The following is a 20369-nucleotide window of genomic DNA, read 5'->3' on the forward strand; positions in this document are numbered from 1 at the left end:
CGGGGGTGGGACAGGATGCGGGGATGACGACCGAACGCCGCGAACCCGCCGTCGACGCCGACGAACGCACGATGGTGGAGGGCTGGCTCGACTACCACCGCCGGACCCTCGCGTGGAAGTGCGAGGGACTGACCGACGCCCAGCTCAGGACCGCCGCCGTGACCCCCTCCGCCCTGTCCCTGATGGGGCTGGTGCGGCACATGGCCGAGGTCGAACGGCACTGGTACCGCAGGGTGCTGGCGGGCGAGGAGTGCGGGCCGATCTACTACAGCGACGCGGACCCGGACGGCGAGTTCCGCCTCACCGAGGCGGACACCTGGCAGGAGGCCCACGCCACCTGGCAGGCGGAGGTCGGGGCCGCCCGGCGCATCGCTGCCGGCTTCGGTCTCGACGAGCCGTCCCGGGGGAAGCACCGGCGCACCGGCGAGCGGTACACGCTGCGCTGGATCCACACGCACATGGTGGAGGAGTACGCGCGGCACAACGGCCACGCCGACCTGATCCGCGAGTGCGTCGACGGCACCACCGGCGACTGACGTCACCCGCGGTGGACGCGAGGCCCCCGTACCGGGCGGGAGATCACCCGTGCGGCGCAACCTCCGGCCGTCCGACTCCGCGGGGCGGGTCCGAACCGCCAGAGTGACGCGGGTGCATCGAACGACGACCACCGCAGTGCTTCTGGTGACCGTGGCTGTCTCGGCCCTGGCCGGCTGTACGACGGTCCAGCCCCCGCCCGCCCCCGGTCCGGCGGCGGGCGCCGCCCACTCGTCGGCGCCCCGCCCGGACGGCGGCGCCGAGCGGCTGGTGCGGTCCCCCGCACGCGACGCCCTGGACCTGATCGGCCCCTCCCGGGTCCCCGACCGCGCCCGCCGCGCGCCGAGCCCCTCGGCCCCGTCGAAGCCCTCCGCGCGGCCCGCGCCTCCGGCCGCCCGTCCCGAGCCGGCGCCCCGGCCGAAGGCTCCGGGCGGTAGGACCGGGCCCGGCCCCCGCGTCACGGTCCCCGCCGTGCCTCCGGCCGCCCGGGGAATCGGCCCGACCACGGACGTGTGCTCGCTGGGCGAGCGGTACGGCGGCTGGCGACCGGGCAGCCGTGAGGCGGTCATCTGCGAACGGGCCTACGGGCGTTGAGCCCAGGGCGCCCGCATCGGCCCGGCCGGCACCCGGGCGCGCCGCCCGCCGCGCCCGCCGGGGCCCGGCCGCCGTCCGCCTACGGCCGCTGACGCGGCGGCCTCCAGGGTCCGTCGGGGGCGGGGTCCTCGCCGAGGCGGGACTCCAGGCGGCGGATCGCCGTGCGCACGCCCTCGCCGTAGCGGTCGTCGGGCAGGGCCTCGGCCGCGGTGCGGGCCCGTCGCAGATGCAGACGGGCGGCCTCGCGGCGGCCGAGGCGGTCGTAGTCGGCGGCCAGGTTCAGATGCAGGGAGGGGTACAGGGCACGCGCGGCGGACGTGCCCTCGTACCGATCGGCGGACCTGAAGCGTGCGAGTTCCTCGGCGGCCGACAGGGCCCGCAGGTCCCAGGCCAGTTCGTCCACCGGGTCGTCCTGGGTGTCGGCCAGGTAGTGGGCGAGGGTGCAGCGGTGCAGCGGATCCCCGTGCTCGCCGATCTCCTCCCACAGGCCGAGGAAGCGGTGCCGGGCCTCTTCGCGGTCGCCCGCGTGGTGCAGCATGACGACCTGCCCGATCCGCGTCAGCACGGCATCCGGCGCCGCCTGCTCCTGTCCCTCGGCCACCGCGTCCTCCGTGCCCTCGTCGGCTGTCCCGGACGACGCTAACCGCAGGCACCGGCATTCCCGGTCAGGCGGCTCCGCGACGCGTGCGGGCCGGCCGGCCGGCGCCCGGGCCGGCCGGCCCGGGCGGGTCAGCCCAGGTTCGGGATGGTCCAGTCGATCGCCTCGTGGCCCTGCCGGGCGACCGCCTCGTTGATCTGCGTGAACGGACGGGAACCGAAGAACTTCTTCGCCGACAGCGGCGAGGGGTGCGCGCCCTTGACCACCACGTGCCGCGTCTCGTCGATCAGCGGCAGCTTCTTCTGCGCGTAGTTGCCCCAGAGCACGAACACCGCCGGGTCGGGACGGCCGGCCACCGCGCGGATCACCGCGTCGGTGAACAGCTCCCAGCCCCGGGACTTGTGCGAGTTGGCCTCCCCGGCCCGGACCGTGAGCACCGCGTTGAGCAGCAGGACGCCCTGCTTCGCCCACGGCATCAGATAGCCGTTGTCCGGGATCGGGAGGTCCAGCTCGGCCTGCATCTCCTTGTAGATGTTGCGCAGGGACGGCGGGACCTTCACGCCCGGCCGGACCGAGAAGCACAGCCCGTGCCCCTGCCCCTCGCCGTGGTACGGGTCCTGCCCGAGGACCAGCACCTTCACCTTGTCGTACGGGGTGGCCTCCAGGGCCGCGAAGACCTCCTCGCGCGGGGGGTAGACGGGGCCGTTCGCCCGCTCCTCCTCGACGAACTCCATCAGCTCCTTGAAGTAGGGCTTCTGCAGTTCGCCGCCCAGCACCTCGCGCCAGGACTCGGGCAGCATGGCGATGTCGGTCACGTCAACTTCCTTACGCTGTGCGGTCGCTTCCAGTCCTCAAAACCTACCGGCGACCACTGACAACCGGCTCCCGGGCCCCTGCCCGAGGCGGGCGACGGGCGCCTACCAGCTCGTCTTCCGGGAGAGCTGCCACAGCATCATGATCGCCGACGGGTCCAGCGCCCGCTCCACGCCCGAGATGTCGGCGCTCACCGCCACGTACTGCTTGCCCTGCCACAGCGGCACCAGCCTGGCGTCGTCCACGAGGATCTGCTGCGCCCGCTCGAAGTCCTTCTCCACGTTGGCGCGGTCGCTCTCGCGCCGGGACCGGGGCAGCAGCTCGTCGGTGATCTCGGGGGTGGAGTAGGGCGTGCCGAGCGCGTTCTGCTCGCCGACGAAGGGGGCTATGAAGTTCTCGGCGTCCGGGAAGTCGGGGGACCAGCCGCGGCCGAACACCGGGTACTCGCCCTTCTGGTAGCCGGCGACGTACGTCTTCCACGGGCGGCTCTTGAGGGTCACCCGGAACAGGCCGGAGTCGTCGAGCTGGCGCTTGATCGCCTTGAACTCGCCCTCGGTCTCGGAGCCGTAGCGGTCGGTGGTGTACCAGAGGGTGAGCGGGACGCGTTCGGTGATCCCGGCGTCCCTGAGGATGCCGCGGGCCTTGGAGACGCTGGGGTCGCCGTAGTCGTCGAAGAAGCCCGTCGTGTGGCCGGTCAGCCCCTTGGGGACCATGGAGTACAGCGGGTCGACGGTGTCCTGGTAGACCTCGTGCGCGATGACCGCCCGGTCGATCAACTGGGCGACGGCCTGGCGCACGGCCTTGCGGCCCGACCACTTGTCTCTCGGGTTGAAGACCAGATAGCGGATCTCCGCGCTGGTGCCCTCGACGAGCCGGATCTCCTCCTGCTTTCCGGCCTTGCCCTGCAGCGTGATGATGTCGTCCGCCGTCAGGCCGCGGTAGGTGACCTGGATCTCCTTGCTCCGCAGGGCCTTCACCAGGTCGGCGGACTCCTTGAAGTAGCGGATGGTCACCGCCTGGTTGTGGCGTTCCGCGAAGCCCTTGTAGCTGTCGTTGCGGACGAGTTCGGCCCGCTCGCCGTCCGTGTACGACTTGAGCGTGTACGGGCCCGAACCGGCGATGCCGCCGCTCTGGCGCAGCGCGTCCGCCGGGTACTCGGCCGGGTCCACGATCGACATCGCCGGTGTGGCGAGCACGAACGGGAAGGTGGCGTCGGGCTTGTTGAGGTGGAAGACCACCTCGTGCTCGCTGGGCGCCTCGACGTTGTCGAGGCTGCCGAGCAGACCGGCGGGACCGCCGTTGACGTTGATCTTCTTGATGCGGTCGATCGAGTACTTGACCGCCCGCGCGTCCAGCGTGTGCCCGTTGGAGAAGGTGAGCCCGTCCCGCAGTTCGCAGCGGTACACCTGGCTCGCCGCGTCGGTGAACTCGCAGCTCTTGGCGGCGTCCGGCTGGGGTTCCGTCGCGCCGCTGGGGTAGCTGAGGAGCGTCTGGTAGATGTTGCGGAACAGCTCCCAGGAGTTGTCCCAGGACGCGGCCGGATCCAGGGTGACCGGCGCGCTCGTCGTTCCCACGACGATCGGTTCCTCGTCCTTCGAGCTGTCGGACGACAGGATGCCGCATCCGGTCACCAGCGAAGCCATGGACGCGATGGCCGCGACATTCCGCAGGCATCGGTTCCGGTTGAACACGCGCACGCTCCTCGATCCGCCGTACCAAGGTCGGCAGACCATACCGCAGCACCGGGCCCCCTGAACTCCCTTGTGAACAGGGCTTTTGATCATTTCCGGGATGACTACGTTGTCATGGCCCGGATGATCTCGACAGGCGGACACGGGCGCCGTTCCGTCCCTGGCGCCCGTGCCCCGGTTGACCTGTGCGGACGTGCCCGCGAGGTGGGCGCGGGCGGGGTGCGCGGGTGAGGTGCGCGGGTGGAGGTCAGCCCACGCCGGCGTTGAGGAAGATGCCGCCGTCGACCACGAGGGTCTGGCCGGTGACCCAGGCGGACTGCTCCGAGGTCAGGAACGCGGCGGCGCCCCCGATGTCGGAGGGCACGCCGAGCCGTCCCAGCGGGTAGGCCGCGGCCGCCTCCTCCTCGCGCCCCTCGTACAGGGCTGCGGCGAACTTCGTCTTCACGACCGCCGGGGCGATGGCGTTGACCCGCACCCTGGGCGCGAACTCGTGCGCGAGCTGCGCGGTCAGGTTGATCAGCGCGGCCTTGCTGACCCCGTACGCCGCGATGAAGGGCGAGGGCGAAAGACCGGCGACGGAGGCGATGTTGACGATCGCGCCGCCGTTGTCCTTCTGCCAGGCGTGCCAGGTGCGCTGGGCGAAACCGAGCGCCGAGATCACGTTGGTCTCGAAGACCTTGCGCGCGACGTTCAGGTCGAGGTCGGCGACCGGACCGAACACCGGGTTGGTGCCGGCGTTGTTCACCAGGTAGTCGATGCGCCCGAAGGCCTCCATCGTGCGCTCGACGGCGACGGCCCGGTGGTCCTCGTCGTGCGCCTTGCCGGCGACGCCGATGACGCGGTCGGCGCCGAGCTTCCCGACGGCCTCCTTCAGGGCGTCCTCGTTGCGGCCGGTGATGCACACGCGGTCGCCGCGCGCGACGAGCGCCTCGGCGACCCCGTAGCCGATGCCGCGGCTGGCGCCCGTGACGAGCGCGACCTTGCCGGAGAGGGCGGGGAGTTCAGTCATGTCCGTGTTCCCTAGTCGAGCGGTCCGCCGGCCACGTACAGCACCTGGCCGGAGACGAAGCCGGCCGCGTCGCCGGTGAAGAAGGCGATGGCGTTGGCGATGTCCTCGGGCTCGCCGACGCGTGCGACCGGGATCTGGGTGGCGGCGGCGGCCTTGAAGTCCTCGAAGCCCATGCCCACGCGGTCGGCGGTGGCCTTGGTCATCTCAGTGGCGATGAAGCCGGGGGCGACGGCGTTGGCGGTGACGCCGAACTTGCCGAGCTCCTTGGCGAGGGTCTTGGTGAAGCCCTGGAGACCGGCCTTGGCGGCGGAGTAGTTGACCTGGCCCCGGTTGCCGAGCGCCGAGGAGGAGGACAGATTGACGATACGGCCGAAGCCGGCGTCCACCATGTGCTTCTGGCAGGCCCTCGACATCAGGAAGGCACCGCGCAGGTGGACGTTCATGACGGTGTCCCAGTCGGAGACGCTCATCTTGAACAGCAGGTTGTCGCGCAGCACACCGGCGTTGTTGACGAGGACCGTGGGCGCGCCCAGTTCCTCGGCGATCCGCGCCACGGCCGCCTCGACCTGGGCCTCGTCGGAGACGTCGCAGCCGACCGCGATCGCCTTGCCGCCGGCCGCGGTGATCTTCTCGACGGTGTCCTTGCAGGCGGCCTCGTCGAGGTCGATGACGGCGACGGCGCGGCCCTCGGCGGCCAGTCGTACGGCGGTGGCGGCACCGATACCGCGCGCGGCACCGGTGACGACGGCGACCCGCTGCTCTTGGGTGGACATTGCTGCTTCTCCTCGTCCTGGGGATGCGGCTGGCGCGGAGTGCCGCGGCGCGCCACGGATGAGCGACCGCTTAGTACCTTCCGCAGACGTGACGCTAGAAGCCCTGGCACCCGGTGTCAACGGGACACCGGGCGGGTGTGATCCATTACCCGGTCCCCCGGCACCCCACCGGTTCCGCGGTCCCCCGGACGGCCGAGCGCCACGGGCCCGACCGCCACCGGGCCTCTAGCGTCGGAGCGCGAGCCCTTCGTGGCCGGAAAGGAGGCGTGCCCATGCGTCGTGGTATCTCAGCCGCCGGCATGGCCGTGGCGATCGCGGCCGTCGCGCCGGTGGCCGGCCCCGCGCACGCCCAGGACCCGGGCCGGCTCGGCGTGGCCCGTCAGGAAGCGGTGCGGGCGGCGTTCGGGGCCCCCGGGGAAGGCCGCTCCGGCGAGGTTCTGCCCCGCCCGGCCTCCCTCCCCACCATCTCGGCGACCTCCCGTCCCCTCCCGCCCACCTCGGCACCCACGCCGCCGTCCACCCCCGCCGTCACCCCGACCCGGGGCGTACAGGGCGGCCTGGGCGGCACCTGGGGTCCCGGCGACTGGGACATCGGCATCGGCCTGGCGTGCGTGACGGCGGCGGCGCTGGCCACCGGCTACGCGGTACGGCGGCGGACACGGGCCTGAGGGAGGCCCGCCGGCGGGGCACACGTCGGCGCCGGCACGGCCCCCGCACCGCCCGGCGGAGGCACCCCGCGGGCGTGCCCCCTGTACCGCACGGCGAGGCCGGCCCGAACCCGACCGGCGAAGACGCACCGCACCCAAGAGATCGGCGCCGGCCCTGCCCGGAAACGCCGCCGGCCGTACGGGACCCGAACCGCCATGCACCGAGCCCGTGCCGGCCGTACGAAGCCCGAAAGCCCGTGCGGTCCGGTACGCCGGGCGGCACGTGGACCGGCGCCCTCCCAGTGCCGGGCGTAGCCCTACCGCACCAGCAGGTCGAGGAGCCGTTCCGTCTCGGCCGCCGGGTCGGTCGTCAGGCCGGTGTGGACGGGGCCCGGCTGGACGATGGTGGAGCGGGGGGCGATCAGCCAGCGGAAGCGGCGGCCGGGGTCGTCGGGTGCCGCCTGGCCCGCCGCGGTCCCGCCGGTGCAGACGCCCTCGACGGCGCGCAGCGCGGCCCGCACGCCGGGCAGGTCGACCTGCGGGTCGAGGGCGAGCAGGCGGGTCTCGTCGAGGTGGGTGCGGGCGCCCACGTAGGACCGGGCGCGGCAGTACACCAGCACGCCCGCGTTGACGCACTCCCCGCGCTCGATGCGGGGCACGACGCGCAGCAGGGCGTACTCGTAGACGTGACGGTCGCTCACCGGGCTCCCTCGATGCGGTCGTGGATCGTGGCGGCGCGTGCGAGGAGCGGTCGCGCGTAGGCCCGCCGCAGCTCGTCGGTGGTGGCGAAGCCGGGCTCGTCCGCGAGCCAGACGTCCGGGATCTCGGCGGTGACCTCGGCGAGGAGTTCCTCGGTGACCAGGGGCGCGAGGGCGTCGGCGGCGGCGCGGACGTCCGGCGCGAAGGGCGCGAGGGCGTGGTCGCGGGCGTCGTAGGGACGGGCGGCCGAGGCCTTGGCGCCGGGCCAGTTGTGGTGCCAGATCATCGTGGCGCCGTGGTCGACGAGCCACACGTCGCCCCGCCAGCGCAGCAGGTTGGGGTTGCGCCAGGACCGGTCGACGTTGTTCACGAGCGCGTCGAACCAGACGATCCGGCCGGCCTCCTCGGCGCTCACCTCGAAGGCCAGGGGGTCGAAGCCGAGCGCGCCGGACAGGAAGTCCATGCCGAGGTTGGTGCCGCCGCTCGACTTGAGGAGTTCCTGCACCTGTTGGTCGGGTTCGCCGAGGCCCAGGACCGGGTCGAGGTCGACCGTCACCAGCCGCGGCACACGGAAGCCGAGCCGGCGGGCCAGTTCGCCGCAGACCACTTCGGCGACGAGCGTCTTGCGGCCCTGTCCCGCGCCGGTGAACTTCAGGACGTAGGTCCCGAGGTCGTCCGCCTCGACCAGACCGGGGAGCGAACCCCCCTCCCGCAGGGGTGTGATGTAGCGGGTGGCGGTGACCTCTCTCAGCACTTCCCGGGTCCCCTCGCTCGTCGTCCTCGCCCGCACTCGTCCGGTGGGGTGAGCATAGTAACCGAGCGTGACAGCGGGAGTGAGAGCTCCCACCGCCGCCCGAGCGCCGGTCAGGTGGCGCGGACGGCGCGGGAGTCGGCGTGCCGGGTGGGGACGGCGCGGGAGTCGGCGTGCCGGGTGGGGACGGCGCGGGAGTCGGCGTGCCGGGTGGGGACGGCGCGGGAGTGCCGGCCCGGCCTCACCCCCTGGTGGAGCGGGACCGTCGGCGCAGCAGTGCCAGCGCGACCAGGCCGCAGACCGCGCCCTGTGCGGCGTTGAAGAGCACCATGGCGAACATGCCCGGCACCGGGGGCAGCTCGGCGCTGTCCAGGAAGGGCTGGAGCGAGAGGTTCAGCAGAAGTGCCAGGACGCCGTAGGCCGCGCCGACGAACGCCAGGGTCTCGACCGGACGGTCGAAGCGGCGCACCACGGCGGTGGCGATCCACACCACGATGATCAGCCCCGTGAGGAGCAGGGGACCCACCGGCTTCTTCAGCGGCCCGTCGTCGTACGCGCCCACGATGCTCAGCACCGGGCGCGCGAGCGAGAAGGCGCCCAGCGCGACGATCGCCCCCCATGGCAGTTCGCGCAGGTCACTACGGGAAGTCTCCTTGATGGCCATGCGCACGTTCCCCTTTCTGGCGCGTGATCGAGGCGCCGTGTGGACGCCCGTGGTGCCGGCCGCCCTCCCTGCAACACTAGACATTCTACATGTAGGCAATCGAGATTCGGCTGTTCGCCGATCGCGCACGCCCCTCGCGACGCCGACGCCGAGCAGGTTGAGCGCCGCGGCCTTCACCGGCGGGATCGAAGGGAACACCGGTGCCCGGCAGGCCGAAGTCGTCGTGGCAGTCGTCGCCGACCGCCTGAGGCCCGGACTCACCGCCGGCAGGACGACGACCCAGCCCACCAGCGACGGCGGTACGACATCTCGGCGAGGCGTGAGAAGTGGCTCGGCCTCGCCGCCCCCGACGAGTCACCTGCCCCGGCAAGGCCCCGATGGGGCGCGGCCACCGCGATTCGACCTCCTGGGTTCGTGACGTTCGGCCCTCACGATAAACAGAATGTCTACATGTAGATGATCGACATCAGCACGTGATGTAGATTGCCTACATGATGTCTGAAGCGCTTCGCGGCCATCTGGACGCGCTGATCCTCGCGGTGCTCGAGACAGAGCCCCTCCACGGATACGCGGTCATGGAGGCTCTCCAGGTGAGCAGCGGCGGGGCACTCGCGCTGCCCACCGGGTCGCTCTATCCCGCGCTGCGACGGCTCGAGCGGGCGGGACTCGTGGAGAGCGAGTGGAGCACGGTGAGCGGCCGTCGGCGCCGCACGTACCAGCTCACCTCCGCGGGCAGGAGCGCGCTGGCCAACGAGCGCACGAAGTGGCGTGATTTCGCCGCCATGGTCGACGGCGTGCTGCGCCCTGGTTCAGCCCCGGCCTGACGGCCGGAGGGCAACGCCGGCAGCGCCGACGCACTCGCGTGCCGCGACAGTGCGGGCGGCGCCGAGCGGTGTCCGGGCGGCACTCACTGGCACAGACCCTCCGGCCCCCGCCTGCAGGTAGGCATCAGGTCACTGCCCCGGCGTTCGGCTGCCGGACAGCACGGCCCATCGCCCGGCCGGGGCGGTCCCGGCGGAGCCGCGAACGGCCTGCTCCGACCGCCGGTTCCGCCCGGGGTCAGGCCGCGGTCAGGCAGCGGCGGCCCTCGACGGCGATGCCGGCCAGGGGGACGCCGAGCAGCAGGGCCGTCATCGGCAGACCCGTGACGCCCAAGAGCGACTCCGTGGCCGGGTTGTAGAGCGTCAGCAGCAGACCCAGCACGGCGAAGACGGCGCACACGAGGAAGGCGAAGAATCCGGACACGCGGACCAGCCGGCGGCGCGCGCCCAGGTAGCGCACACCGGCACCGGTGGCCGCGGCGACCAGCAGCGCCACGCCGATGGCACCCGCGCCGACCCATCGCACCACGTCGTTGACCAAGGCGTAGCCGGCGCTGGTGTGTTCGTCCGCGCCGTGGCCGGCAAGGCTCATCAGCACCCACCAGGCCACCGGCTGGACGGTCAGAACCACGCAGATCAGCAGTGCCGTGCGCCGGCCCTGGGCGAGCGCCAGCTCGGTCTGGTACTCGGGGGCGATGGTGTCGACGGAGCCGAAATCGGCCACGGCCCGCCGTTCCGCGCTCGCGCGGTCCAGGCCGCTCTCCTCATACGCCTCGGCCGCGTCGAACAGGCCGTCACGGGCCTCCGCGAGCATGTCCGCCTTGACCCTCCGTGGCCCTCGCAGGGCTTGGTCCAGCTCGGCGACGTATCGGTCTATCACCCGAGTCTCCCTGGAGCTCCTCCGCCGCATGCGGTCCCTGCCGAGTATAGGAGTTGCGGAACGACGGACGATCGGGGAAGACCCCGAGGCATCCCTGAACCGGCCACCTTCCTCGGCGCTCGCGCCATGGCGCCCGGCCTGCAGCAGGTGCCGTACGCCGTGCCCGGTCACCAGGGTGGCGGACCAGCAGTCGGCCCAGCGGACCGGTGCCACCGGTGACGAGGACCGTGCCGTGCGGGTCGAAGCCGGGCGGCAGGGTCGGCACGGCCCTGCCGGTGTTGCGCGCCTCGGGAAAGTCCTACCACGACCACCTGCGCGCGGATTGCTGCGCCGCCGGACGCGTCGCCCGGGCCGACGCCGGGGCACTGCGCGAGGAGCCGGAGCGCCGGGTACTCGTCCTGGAACGAGTCGTCGGCGCGAGCTCCCCGGACCTCGCCGCCGTGGTGGACCTGGACATGCTGCTGATCACCGGCGGCCGTGAACGCACCGCCGGTGAGTGGGGCAGCCTGTTCACGGCGGCCGGTTTCGACGTGCTCTCCGCTCCGGCCAGGGGCGCCTGGACGGCCTTCGTATGCCGACCGGACTGAGCGTCAACTCCCCTGCATATGTGGCATCTTGCACCGGACGGCCCCATGCAGTGTGCTGTCCCGCATGAAGAGACGAAGCATCGCGGCGCTGACCGCCGCCGTGATCGTGCCCACCCTGCTGGCGAACGCCCCCGGCCCCCGGGCCGCGGCCTCGGAAGCCTCCGGGGCGGGCGCCGCCGGCTCCTCGGCGCCCGCCGGAACGTCCCTCCTCCGCGGCGTGGACCTCGACACGGTCACGATCCCCGAGCTCCAGGCGCGCATGAAGCGCGGGGCGCTGACCTCCACGGCGCTGACCCGCGCGTACCTGCGACGGATCGACGCCGTCGATCCCCGGCTCGACGCGGTGCTGCGCACCAGCCCGACGGCCCTGCGCCAGGCGGCCGCCAGCGACGCCAGGCACCGCGGGGGCAGGGTCCTCGGCCCGCTCGACGGCATCCCCGTCCTGCTGAAGGACAACATCGACACCCGCGACATGCCGACCACGGCCGGGTCCCTGGCCCTGGCCGGAAGCCCGCCGCACGAGGACGCCGAGCTGGTGCGCAGGCTGCGCGCGGCGGGTGCGGTGATCCTCGGCAAGGCCAACATGTCCGAGTGGGCCAACTTCCGCGCGGCGAAGCCGACGTCGGGCTGGTCGGCGGTGGGCGGGCAGACCAACAACCCGTACGTGCTGGACCGCAACCCGTGCGGCTCGTCCTCGGGTTCGGCCGCCGCGCTCGCCGCGTCGCTGGCGCAGGTGGCGATCGGCACCGAGACGGACGGTTCCATCGTGTGCCCGGCCGGGATGACCGGCGTGGTCGGCCACAAGCCCAGCCTCGGGCTGGTCGGCCGGTCGGGCGTCGTGCCCATCTCGGCCGAGCAGGACACGGCGGGGCCCATGGCACGCAACGTGGTCGACACGGCGATCACCCTCGCGGTGCTCAGCGGTCACGAGAGCGTGGGCACCGGCACCGCCCTCGGTCTCGCGGAGGCGGCCGCTCGCCCCGGCGCCCTGCGCGGCAAGCGGATCGGCCTGTGGCGCCTCCCGTCGCTCGGCGCCGAGGTGGATGCCCTGATGACCCGGACCGCGGCCCGGCTGCGTGCCGCCGGGGCGCAGGTCGTCGAGGTGACGCCGCCGTACCAGGACCGCCTCGCCGAGCTGGAGTTCCCGGCGCTGCTCACCGAGTTCCACCGGGACATCGACGCCTATCTGGCCACCCGGGAAGGGCCCCGCGACCTCGCCGGGCTGATCGACTTCAACCGGACGCACCCGGCCGAGCGGACCTGCTTCGCCGGTCAGGAACTGTTCGAACAGGCCCTGGCCGCGCCGCCGCCCACCGACCCGGGCTACCTGGCCATGCGCGCCGAGCTGAAGGACCTGTCCCGGCGGTCCATCGACGAGACGATGGCCGCTCACGGCCTCGACGCCATCGCCTCTCCGGCCAACCCGCCCGCGTGGACGACGGACTGCGCGCGCGGCGACAACGACGTGATCCCGTCCTCGACCCCGGCCGCCGTCGCCGGGTACCCCTCGCTGTCCGTGCCCGCCGGGTTCGTCGGCGAACTGCCGGTCGGTCTGCTGCTGATGGCCGGCGACCGCGAGGACGCCGCGCTGCTGTCCCTGGGGGCGGCGGTGGAGCACCGGCTGGACGCCTGGCGGGCACCCCGGTACCTGCCGACGCTCCCGGCCGCGGGTCGCTGAGTCCGCCGGGTGGGGCGAGGGCGCGGCGGCACGGTCTGAACGGCACGTGCCCCGCGCCCGTACCTGTGGGCAGACCACGCGTCCACTCCGGGAAGGAACGTCATCGGCATGACCAGCGCATCGATTCACCCAGCATCGGGACCGGCACGTCGTACGGTCGTGGCGGCGGGGGCGGCGGGGCTCGCCCTGGCGCTGACCGCGTGCGGAGGTTCGGGGAGCGACACGTCCGGCGCGGTGGAGGACGGCGGAACGGGCGACGGAGCGCCGGGGGGTGGTACCGGCGGGGGCGCACTCGCGGCGACCGCCGACATCCCGGAGGGCGGCGGGAAGGTCTTCGCCGACCGGAAGGTGGTGGTCACCCAGCCCGCCCCCGGCGAGTTCAAGGCGTTCTCGGCGGTCTGCACGCATCAGGGGTGCGCCGTGAAGAGCGTCGCGGACGGGCTCATCCACTGCCCCTGCCACAACAGCGCCTTCTCGATCGCCGACGGCAGCGTGCGCGGCGGGCCCGCGCGCGAGCCGCTGCCCGCCGTGCCGATCACGGTGAGCGGGGACTCGGTCCGCCTCGCCTGACGGACCGCTGCGGGCGGCCGTCAGCCCTGCCGATCCGCCGTCGCCCGCAGGGCGCCGACCGCCGCGCGGATCGACGGGCGGCGGTCGGCGTCCGCGCGCCAGACGACGTACACGTGCCGGCGCACCCGCTGCCGCAGCGGGACGGTGACGACGCCGGGAGGCATCGGGTGGCGTCCGAGCAGCGGGGCGATGCACACCCCGAGCCCCGAGGCGACCAGGCCGAGCTGGGTGTGGGTCTCGGCGGCGCGGTGCCCGATGATCGGCTCGATGCCCTTCGAGCGCAGTGTGAACATCAGCCATTCGTGGCAGAACTCGCCCTCGGCCCACGTGATCCACTCGTCCTCGGCGAACTCGGCGAGGTCCACCTCCTCACGGTCCGCGAGCCGGTGGCCGACCGGCATGGCCACGTCCGCGGGATCGTCCAGGAGCGGCGCCTTGACCAGGCCGTCGGGCAGCGGCATCGGCTTGTTGTACCAGTCGAGCACGACGGCCAGGTCGAGGTCGCCGCGCACCACGCCGGCGATGCCGCGCTCGGGTTCCATCTCGCTGGAGCGGATGCGCAGCCCGGGATGCTCGGCGCGCAGGGCGGACAGCGCGGCGGGGAACAGCCCGCGGGCGGCGGTCGGGAACGCGGCCAGCCTCAGCTCGCCCACCACCTGCCCTCGCTGCGCCTCCAGGTCGGACTGGGCGAGCTCGACCTGGGAGAGGATGCGCGCCGCGTGCTCGGCGAGCAGCCGGCCGGCGTCCGTGAGCCGCACCCCGCGGCCGTTCTTGGCGAGGAGCTTCTGGCCGACCTCGCGTTCGAGCTTGGCCATCTGCTGGGAGACGGCCGAGGTGGTGATGTGCAGACCCGCGGCGGCGCCGCTGACCGAGCCGTGCCGGGCGAGGGCGTCGAGGGTGCGCAGGCGCTCCAGGTTCAACATGTAAGCGATGCTACGGAATACCGCGTGAGAAATCTCGATTGTGCTACGAGATGTGGTGCAGCATCGTTGCCCCCATGAGCAGCGTCACCACGTCCCCCGCCCCCGTCCGGACCCGCCGCGTCCTCGACTGGCGGCTGCGCTTCGGGGGCCTCGCCCTGGTCTGGGGCTTCAGTTTCCTCTTCATGAAGGTGGGGACGGAGAGCTTCGCGCCGTTCCAGGTCACGCTGGGCCGGCTGGTCTTCGGTACGGCGGTGCTCGCGGTGGTGATGGCGGTGAAGCGGGAGCGGCTGCCGCGCGGGGCGCGGACGTGGGCGCATCTGGCGGTCGCGGGGTTCCTGCTGAACGCGCTGCCGTTCTCCCTCTTCGCCTACTCCGAGCTGACGATCCCGTCGTCGCTGGCGGGCATCTGCAACGCGACCTCGCCGCTGTGGGGCATGGCCCTGTCGCTGGTCGCCCTCTCCGAGGACCGGCCGACCCGGCTGCGGGTGGCCGGGCTCGGCATCGGCTTCCTCGGCGTCCTCACGGTGCTGGGCGTCTGGCAGGGCTTCAACGGCCTGGACGTCACGGGCACGGCGCTGGCGCTGCTGGCCTCGTTCAGCTACCCGGTCGGCTGGATCTACGTCCGCCGGACCCTGGCCGGCTCCAGCCACTCGCACCTGTCCCTCACGGGCGCGCAGTTGCTGCTCGCCACGCTGCAACTGGCGGTCGTCACACCGCTGTTCACGTCCGTGCCGGCGAGCTGGCCCGCGCTCGCGCTGCTGGCCGTCGCGGCCCTCGGCGCCCTCGGCACCGGCCTCGCCTTCCTCATCCAGTACGACCTGGTCGCCGAGGTGGGCCCGACGACGGCGCAGATGGTCACGTACTTCACCCCGGTCATCGCCACGGCGGCGGGCGTCGCGCTGCTCGGCGAGTCGCTGTCCTGGTCGACGCCGGTCGGCGCGGTCGTCGTCCTCGCGGGCGCCGCGCTGACCCAGGCACGGCCGAGGGCACCCCGTGGTACCGAACCGGTGCGCACGGCCCGGGAGGACCAGAAGGCACCGGCCTGATCACCGGCGCGCCGCGCGCGACGGACAGCCGCCGGACCGGGCAGGCCCCGCGGATGCAGACGCCCCGCCGGGCCGGCCCGTACCCGCGGATTCAGACGCCCCGCCGGGCCCGCGCCGGCCCCAGGGCGTCCGCGACCGCGTCGGCCAGGGGCCGCACCTCCTCCTCGAGGAGGGTGGAGACGGTGATCCGGATGCCGGGCGGGGCGCCGATCCGGAAGCGGGCGCCCGGCGCCACGGCCCACCCTGCGTGCAGCAGGCGGGCGACGGCGCCGGTCTCGTCCGGCACGGGGATCCACACGTTCATGCCGCTGCGCCCGTGCGCCGTGACGCCGTGACGCGCGAGCGCGCCGAGCAGCGCGTCCCGGCGCCGCCCGTACGCCGCCGCCACCGCCCGGGCGTCCACGGTGCCGTCGGCCGTGAGCCGGGCCACGGCCCGCTGGGTGATCAGGCTGACCCAGCCAGGCCCCAGCCGCTGCCGTCCGCGCACCCGGTCGAGCGTGACGGCGTCGCCGGTCAGCACGGCGAGCCTCAGGTCGGGCCCGTAGGCCTTGGCCGCCGAGCGGACGAAGGCCCAGGTGCGGGTCGCTCCGGCGAGCGGGTGCAGGGGCAGGTCGACGATGCGGTGGCCGTGGTCGTCCTCGATCAGCAGCGTCCCGGGGTGCTCGCGCAGGACGGACCGCAGGGCACGCGCGCGCGTGGCGCTCAGCGCGGCGCCGGTCGGGTTCTGCGCGCGGTCGGTGACGACAAGGGCGCGGGCACCGGCGGCCAGGGCGCGGCGCACGTCGTCGGGCAGCGGGCCCTCGTCGTCGACGCCGACGGCGACCGTGCGCAGGCCGAGCGCGGGCACGAGGTCGAGCAGGCTGCCCCAGCCCGGATCCTCGACGGCCACGGCGTCGCCGGGCCTGAGGTGCGCCGCGAGCACCCGCTCCATGGCGTCCAGCGAGCCGGAGGTGACGGCCACCGGACCGGCCGGCACCCCGTCGGCGTCCAGCTCGGCGCGTGCGAGGCGCACCAGCTCCGGGTCCTCGGGCTCGTGGCCGTACAGCACCGGATCCCGGTCGCCCTGCCCCGCGGCCGCGGCGAAGACCGGGCCGAGCGCCGGCAGCAGCGCCGGGTCCGGGTTGCCGTCGGACACGTCGCGCACGCCCTCGGGCACCTCCACGCGGATGAACTCGCGTCCCGTGGTCGCCGGTCTGGGGCGCACCCGGCTGCCGCGCCGCCCGGCGGTCTCGATCACCCCGCGCTCCCGCAGCGTGCGGTAGGCCGCCGCGACGGTGTTGGGGTTCACTCCGAGCCGCTCGGCCAGCTCCCGCATCGGCGGCAGCGCCTGGCCCGGTTCCAGCTCGCCCGCGCCGACCGCCCGCTCGATGTCGGCGGAAATCTCGGCGGCACCGCGTCCCGTGATCCGATACTCTCCTAGCACAAACACTATTATGCACTAGTGCAATGGAGAGCACCATGCAGGGGACCTCGCAGACGCCGCCGCAGCCCGGCACCGCCTACCCGCCCACCGACCGCACGGTCCCCACCCGCTCCCCCGAGCGGGCCTCGTACGACAGGGAACTGGTGCACGCGATACTCGACGAGGGCTACGTCTGCCATCTCGGTTTCGTCCGTGACGGCGCTCCCGTCGTGCTGCCCACGCTGTACGCCCGCGTCGGCGAACGCCTCTACGTGCACGGCTCCACGGGCTCGCGTCCGCTGCGTATGACGGGCACGGCGGACCCGGGTCTGCCCGTGTGCCTGACGGTGACGCACGTGGACGCGCTGGTGCTGGCCCGCTCGGCCTTCCACCACTCCATCAACTACCGGTCGGTGGTGGTGCACGGCACCGCGTACGACGTGACCGACCCGGAGGAGAAGCGCACGGCGCTGGACGCCCTGGTCGACCATGTCGTCCCCGGCCGCTCCGGCGACTCCCGGCCGGGCAACAAGAAGGAGCTCGCCGCCACGGCCGTGATCCGCCTCGACCTGGACGAGGTCTCCGCCAAGCTCCGCACCGGCGGCGTCAACGACGAGCCCGAGGACCTTTCCCTCCCCCACTGGGCCGGCCTCGTCCCGCTGCGCAAGGGCTACGGCACGCCCGTCCCCGACCCGGAGCTGCCCTCCGGCACGGAACTGCCCGGGTATCTGTCGGCCCTGTGACGCGGGCCCGCTCCTGAGGGACGGAGGAAGGGGCCTCCCCGTGGAGAGGCCCCCGCGGTCATGCGAGCGCCGGCCTCGTCCGGGCCCGGCGCGCCTCCGCCACCGCGAGCCCGGCGACCGAGCCGAGCATCAGCAGGGTGCCGCCCAGCGTCGCCGCCGTGAGGTGCTCGCCGAGCAGGACGACGGCGAGCGCCGCCGCGCTGACCGGCTCCAGCAGCATGATCACGGAGACGGTGGCCGACCGGACCACGGCCGCCCCGGCGAAGTAGAGCCCGTAGGCGAGGGCGGTCGGGACGGCGGCGACGTAGGCGAGGAGCCACAGCAGCCGGACGGGGTCGGCGGTGTGCGGCACCAGTCCCTCGACGAGGGCCAGGGGCAGCAGGCACAGGCTCGTGACGGCGAACGCCCCGACGGAGGTGTCGGCCGCGTCCGCCGACCCGTCGCGCCCCCACCATCGGGTGAGCAGCGTCATCGCGGAGTACCCGGCCGCGGACACCAGGGCGAGGAGTACGCCCCACGGCTCGACGGTCGTACGTCCGTCGCCGAGCACCAGCACCCCGAGCCCGGCGAGCGCGCCGGCGACGGCGGCCGCTCCGCCCCGGCCCAGCCGTTCCCCGAGCACCAGCCGCGCGCCGAGCGCGATCAGCACCGGGCCGGCACCCAGGGTGACGACGGTGGCCACGGCGAGCCCGGTCGCCTGCACGGCGGCGAAGTAGGCGGTCTGGAACACCGCGAGGCCGAGCCCCGTGAGCGTGGCCCGCACCGCCTTGCGGCGCAGCGGCTCGCGTGCGGCGGGCCGCACCCGCGGGCGCAGCGGGCGGGCGGCGAGCAGCAGCAGGAGGCCGATCGCGCAGCGCCAGAAGGACAGGGACACGGGCCCCATGTCGCTGGTCCGGTAGACCAGCGAGGCGGCGGCACCGGCGGTGCCCCAGGCGGCACCGGCGACGATCAGATACAGCAGGCCACGCCCTACGGGCAGGCCGGAGACGGCATTCGACACGAATTCTCTCCGCAGACGCGCACGAGGCGCGGAAGTCGGGAGCACCCCATGGGCGGGGGCGCGGGGACTGCGTCCGCGGGCGGCACCGGCCGGCCCGGCGACCACGCGCCGAGCGGTTCGCGGGGCCCGCCTCAGGCGGCCGGAGGCGGAAGGACGAGCGCGGTCGAATGCATGGGCGCCACCCTAGGTCGCCGTCCCCCGGCTGGACAACTCCCGTTCCGGCCCTCCGCCGGCCACCGGGTCGGCGGAGTTCTTGGCGGGCGCGGAGGACTGGGCGATGAGGGCGCCGACGAGGACCACCACGCCGCCGACGATCTGCGGCGCGGAGAGGTGTTCGCCGAGCAGGACCCAGGCCAGGACGGTCGCGATCACCGCTTCGAGGCAGGCCACGACGCCCGCGACCTGCGGCGAGAGGCGGCGCACGGCGAGCACGCCGGTCACGTAGGCGAGGACGGTGGCGATGAGCACGATCCAGGACAGCAGCAGGGCTGCGGCGACGGGGGTGCCGTTCATGGGCGCGGTGCCGGCCAGGAGGGACCAGTCCATGGACCAGGGGCGGGCGATCACCGTGAGGACGGCGGCCCCGACGAGGAGCCCGTAGGCGATGACGCCCAGCGGGTCCGGCGCGTCGTCCCCGGCGTCGCTGCCCTGGTCGGACAGGACGAAGTAGCCGACCTGGCAGCATGCGGCGCCCAGCGCGAGCAGCAGCCCGAGGGCGTCGAAGCCGAGGCCGGACCAGACCTCCACGACGCAGGCGAGTCCGCCGACCGCGAGGACGACGCCGAGCGCGGCGGCCCGGGTCACCGGCCGGCGCTGCACGAACCGCACCCAGCCGAGGACGAGGGCGGGCGCCAGGTACTCGACGAGCAGGGCGACGCCGACGGGGATCCGGGAGATGGCGGCGAAGTAGCAGGCCTGGACGCCGGCCACGGCGAAGAGCCCGAAGCCGGCCAGCAGCCCGGGGCGGCGGCGCAGCAGTGCGCGGTGGCGCACGGCGAGCGGCAGCATCACCAGGGCGGCGCCGGCCACCCTCAGCCAGACCACGTGGAGCGGGTCGAGGCCCGCTTCGATCAGCGGCTTGGCCGCGACACCGGAACCTCCGAAGGCGACCGCCGAGGCGAGCGCGAGTCCCAGTCCGGCACCCTTGCCCCGGCTGCCGTGGGCGCTGTCAGTCGTCTGCACCGGCACATGATGACAGGCGATGACATGACCGTCATCCCCGATGACACCTGTCTCAACGGCTGGACAGGGGCGCGCCTCGGGGCCGGGGCGCCGCGGGCGGGGTCGCCGCGTCAGGGCATCGGCCCGGAGTGGTTCCGCACCCGGGCGAGGACCGTACGGGGATCGACGGCGGCCCGGCCGAGCACCTCGACGGCGCGGGCCTGCGGGTCCGCGACGAGCGCGGCGAGCAGGTCGACGCCCCCGGCCTCCGCGGCTCCCCGCCGGGCGGCACGGGCCCGGGCGTCCGCCATCGCCGCCGCGGCCAGCGGCGAGAAGCCGGCGACCCCGGACATCACGGGCACGGCCCCGGAGTCCTCGACGGTGCTCTGCCAGCGCAGTCCGTATCCGATGCTGCGCTGCACGAGATAGCCGAACAGACGGGCCAGTTGCGGCCCCTCGCCCAGGACGGCCCGCGCCTCGGGGTCCAGTTCCAGGAGGGAGTGCAGCAGATGGGCCGTGTCGACCTGCCGGTCCCCGTCCCGCACCGCCCTGCGCCGGGCACCGGAGACCACCGACGCCAGTTCCGCGCCGGACCGGGGGGCGTCGCCGGCCGCGTCCGGACGCCGGTCGCCTTGCTCACCGGCGGACTGCCGGGGGATACGGGGTTGCACAACTCCCAGCTCATCAGCCTCCGTGGTCCGAGTCATCCCCGAAGGGGAGCATTTCGGCGTCCCACACAGAGTGGACCCGTCGCCCCGGAATCTCCTCCTTACGGATGAGATCAC

General features: G+C 73.7%; 24 protein-coding genes. 9 read left to right on the plus strand and 15 right to left on the minus strand.

The annotated features are described in order from the left end of the window. Positions 1–23: 23 nt before the first annotated feature. Both ACH499_RS17890 and ACH499_RS17895 read left to right on the plus strand, forming a co-directional pair. Entirely contained in the window at positions 24–536 is a 513-nt protein-coding gene (locus ACH499_RS17890; protein ID WP_399016775.1) for a DinB family protein, read from the plus strand. Between the two features lie 145 nt (positions 537–681). Next, a complete protein-coding gene (locus tag ACH499_RS17895) occupies positions 682–1128 on the plus strand; it encodes a hypothetical protein (RefSeq protein WP_356204169.1) in 447 nt (148 codons plus the stop codon). A gap of 79 nt (positions 1129–1207) precedes the next feature. Here the strand turns inward: ACH499_RS17895 and ACH499_RS17900 are convergent, their stop codons facing one another. The 5 genes from ACH499_RS17900 to fabG all read right to left on the minus strand — a co-directional run bounded on the left by ACH499_RS17900 (position 1208) and on the right by fabG (position 6012). Beyond that, positions 1208–1729, minus strand: a complete 522-nt coding sequence (locus ACH499_RS17900) for a hypothetical protein (protein ID WP_399016777.1) — start codon at positions 1727–1729, stop codon at positions 1208–1210. A 128-nt stretch (positions 1730–1857) separates the two neighbouring features. After that, entirely contained in the window at positions 1858–2541 is a 684-nt protein-coding gene (ung, locus tag ACH499_RS17905) for a uracil-DNA glycosylase (protein WP_399016779.1), read from the minus strand. A gap of 102 nt (positions 2542–2643) precedes the next feature. Further along, positions 2644–4230 carry an ABC transporter substrate-binding protein gene (locus ACH499_RS17910; protein WP_356204165.1) on the minus strand — a complete coding sequence of 529 codons (1587 nt, stop codon included), beginning with the start codon at positions 4228–4230 and terminating at the stop codon, positions 2644–2646. A gap of 247 nt (positions 4231–4477) precedes the next feature. After that, positions 4478–5239 (minus strand): SDR family oxidoreductase, encoded by a 762-nt coding sequence (locus ACH499_RS17915; RefSeq protein ID WP_356204163.1) that lies wholly within the window; start codon positions 5237–5239, stop codon positions 4478–4480. A gap of 11 nt (positions 5240–5250) precedes the next feature. Then, a complete protein-coding gene (fabG, locus tag ACH499_RS17920) occupies positions 5251–6012 on the minus strand; it encodes a 3-oxoacyl-ACP reductase FabG (protein WP_356204161.1) in 762 nt (253 codons plus the stop codon). A 272-nt stretch (positions 6013–6284) separates the two neighbouring features. Between fabG and ACH499_RS17925 the strand changes: the two genes are divergently transcribed. Beyond that, entirely contained in the window at positions 6285–6680 is a 396-nt protein-coding gene (locus tag ACH499_RS17925; protein WP_399016782.1) for an excalibur calcium-binding protein, read from the plus strand. Between the two features lie 296 nt (positions 6681–6976). Here the strand turns inward: ACH499_RS17925 and ACH499_RS17930 are convergent, their stop codons facing one another. The 4 genes from ACH499_RS17930 to ACH499_RS17945 all read right to left on the minus strand — a co-directional run bounded on the left by ACH499_RS17930 (position 6977) and on the right by ACH499_RS17945 (position 8773). Continuing rightward, positions 6977–7360 carry a DUF3037 domain-containing protein gene (locus tag ACH499_RS17930; RefSeq protein WP_356204158.1) on the minus strand — a complete coding sequence of 128 codons (384 nt, stop codon included), beginning with the start codon at positions 7358–7360 and terminating at the stop codon, positions 6977–6979. Beyond that, complete coding sequence (locus ACH499_RS17935; RefSeq protein WP_399016784.1) at positions 7357–8112, minus strand: HipA family kinase; 756 nt, start codon at positions 8110–8112, stop codon at positions 7357–7359. Before ACH499_RS17935 ends, ACH499_RS17930 begins: the two co-directional genes overlap by 4 nt. A gap of 110 nt (positions 8113–8222) precedes the next feature. Continuing rightward, positions 8223–8354, minus strand: a complete 132-nt coding sequence (locus tag ACH499_RS17940; RefSeq protein WP_399016786.1) for a hypothetical protein — start codon at positions 8352–8354, stop codon at positions 8223–8225. Further along, positions 8351–8773 (minus strand): hypothetical protein, encoded by a 423-nt coding sequence (locus ACH499_RS17945; RefSeq protein ID WP_399016788.1) that lies wholly within the window; start codon positions 8771–8773, stop codon positions 8351–8353. The genes ACH499_RS17940 and ACH499_RS17945 overlap by 4 nt, the downstream gene beginning before the upstream one ends. A 491-nt stretch (positions 8774–9264) precedes the next feature. On the opposite strand from ACH499_RS17945, the gene ACH499_RS17950 reads away from it, so the two are divergent. Further along, positions 9265–9597, plus strand: a complete 333-nt coding sequence (locus tag ACH499_RS17950) for a PadR family transcriptional regulator (protein WP_356204154.1) — start codon at positions 9265–9267, stop codon at positions 9595–9597. A 235-nt stretch (positions 9598–9832) separates the two neighbouring features. On the opposite strand, the gene ACH499_RS17955 is transcribed toward ACH499_RS17950, so the two are convergent. Further along, complete coding sequence (locus ACH499_RS17955; RefSeq protein WP_399016790.1) at positions 9833–10474, minus strand: permease prefix domain 1-containing protein; 642 nt, start codon at positions 10472–10474, stop codon at positions 9833–9835. A gap of 215 nt (positions 10475–10689) precedes the next feature. Between ACH499_RS17955 and ACH499_RS17960 the strand changes: the two genes are divergently transcribed. The 3 genes from ACH499_RS17960 to ACH499_RS17970 all read left to right on the plus strand — a co-directional run bounded on the left by ACH499_RS17960 (position 10690) and on the right by ACH499_RS17970 (position 13309). Next, a complete protein-coding gene (locus ACH499_RS17960) occupies positions 10690–11061 on the plus strand; it encodes a methyltransferase (protein WP_399016792.1) in 372 nt (123 codons plus the stop codon). Positions 11062–11125: 64 nt separating this feature from the next. Continuing rightward, positions 11126–12739, plus strand: a complete 1614-nt coding sequence (locus tag ACH499_RS17965; protein WP_399016794.1) for an amidase family protein — start codon at positions 11126–11128, stop codon at positions 12737–12739. Between the two features lie 108 nt (positions 12740–12847). Then, positions 12848–13309 carry a Rieske (2Fe-2S) protein gene (locus ACH499_RS17970; protein WP_399016796.1) on the plus strand — a complete coding sequence of 154 codons (462 nt, stop codon included), beginning with the start codon at positions 12848–12850 and terminating at the stop codon, positions 13307–13309. A gap of 20 nt (positions 13310–13329) precedes the next feature. Here ACH499_RS17970 and ACH499_RS17975 read toward each other — a convergent pair whose 3' ends face one another. Continuing rightward, positions 13330–14232, minus strand: coding sequence for a LysR family transcriptional regulator (locus tag ACH499_RS17975; protein ID WP_356204147.1), 903 nt, complete (start codon positions 14230–14232; stop codon positions 13330–13332). A gap of 74 nt (positions 14233–14306) precedes the next feature. Between ACH499_RS17975 and ACH499_RS17980 the strand changes: the two genes are divergently transcribed. Continuing rightward, on the plus strand, positions 14307–15278 hold the full coding sequence (locus tag ACH499_RS17980) for a DMT family transporter (RefSeq protein ID WP_399016798.1): 972 nt from the start codon (positions 14307–14309) through the stop codon (positions 15276–15278). A 91-nt stretch (positions 15279–15369) separates the two neighbouring features. Here ACH499_RS17980 and ACH499_RS17985 read toward each other — a convergent pair whose 3' ends face one another. Beyond that, positions 15370–16701, minus strand: a complete 1332-nt coding sequence (locus tag ACH499_RS17985; RefSeq protein WP_399016800.1) for an aminotransferase class I/II-fold pyridoxal phosphate-dependent enzyme — start codon at positions 16699–16701, stop codon at positions 15370–15372. Between the two features lie 35 nt (positions 16702–16736). Here ACH499_RS17985 and ACH499_RS17990 point away from each other — a divergent pair, with 35 nt between their 5' ends. Next, on the plus strand, positions 16737–17423 hold the full coding sequence (locus ACH499_RS17990) for a pyridoxamine 5'-phosphate oxidase family protein (RefSeq protein ID WP_399016840.1): 687 nt from the start codon (positions 16737–16739) through the stop codon (positions 17421–17423). Positions 17424–17481: 58 nt separating this feature from the next. On the opposite strand, the gene ACH499_RS17995 is transcribed toward ACH499_RS17990, so the two are convergent. The 3 genes from ACH499_RS17995 to ACH499_RS18005 form a co-directional block, all read right to left on the minus strand. Continuing rightward, positions 17482–18423, minus strand: a complete 942-nt coding sequence (locus ACH499_RS17995; protein WP_399016802.1) for a DMT family transporter — start codon at positions 18421–18423, stop codon at positions 17482–17484. A 183-nt stretch (positions 18424–18606) separates the two neighbouring features. Continuing rightward, complete coding sequence (locus ACH499_RS18000) at positions 18607–19611, minus strand: EamA family transporter (protein ID WP_399016804.1); 1005 nt, start codon at positions 19609–19611, stop codon at positions 18607–18609. Between the two features lie 104 nt (positions 19612–19715). Next, positions 19716–20255, minus strand: a complete 540-nt coding sequence (locus ACH499_RS18005) for a Clp protease N-terminal domain-containing protein (RefSeq protein ID WP_356204138.1) — start codon at positions 20253–20255, stop codon at positions 19716–19718. Between the last annotated feature and the right edge of the window lie 114 nt (positions 20256–20369).

Source organism: Streptomyces sp. NPDC018947 (genome assembly GCF_044390505.1).
Lineage (GTDB): Bacteria > Actinomycetota > Actinomycetes > Streptomycetales > Streptomycetaceae > Streptomyces.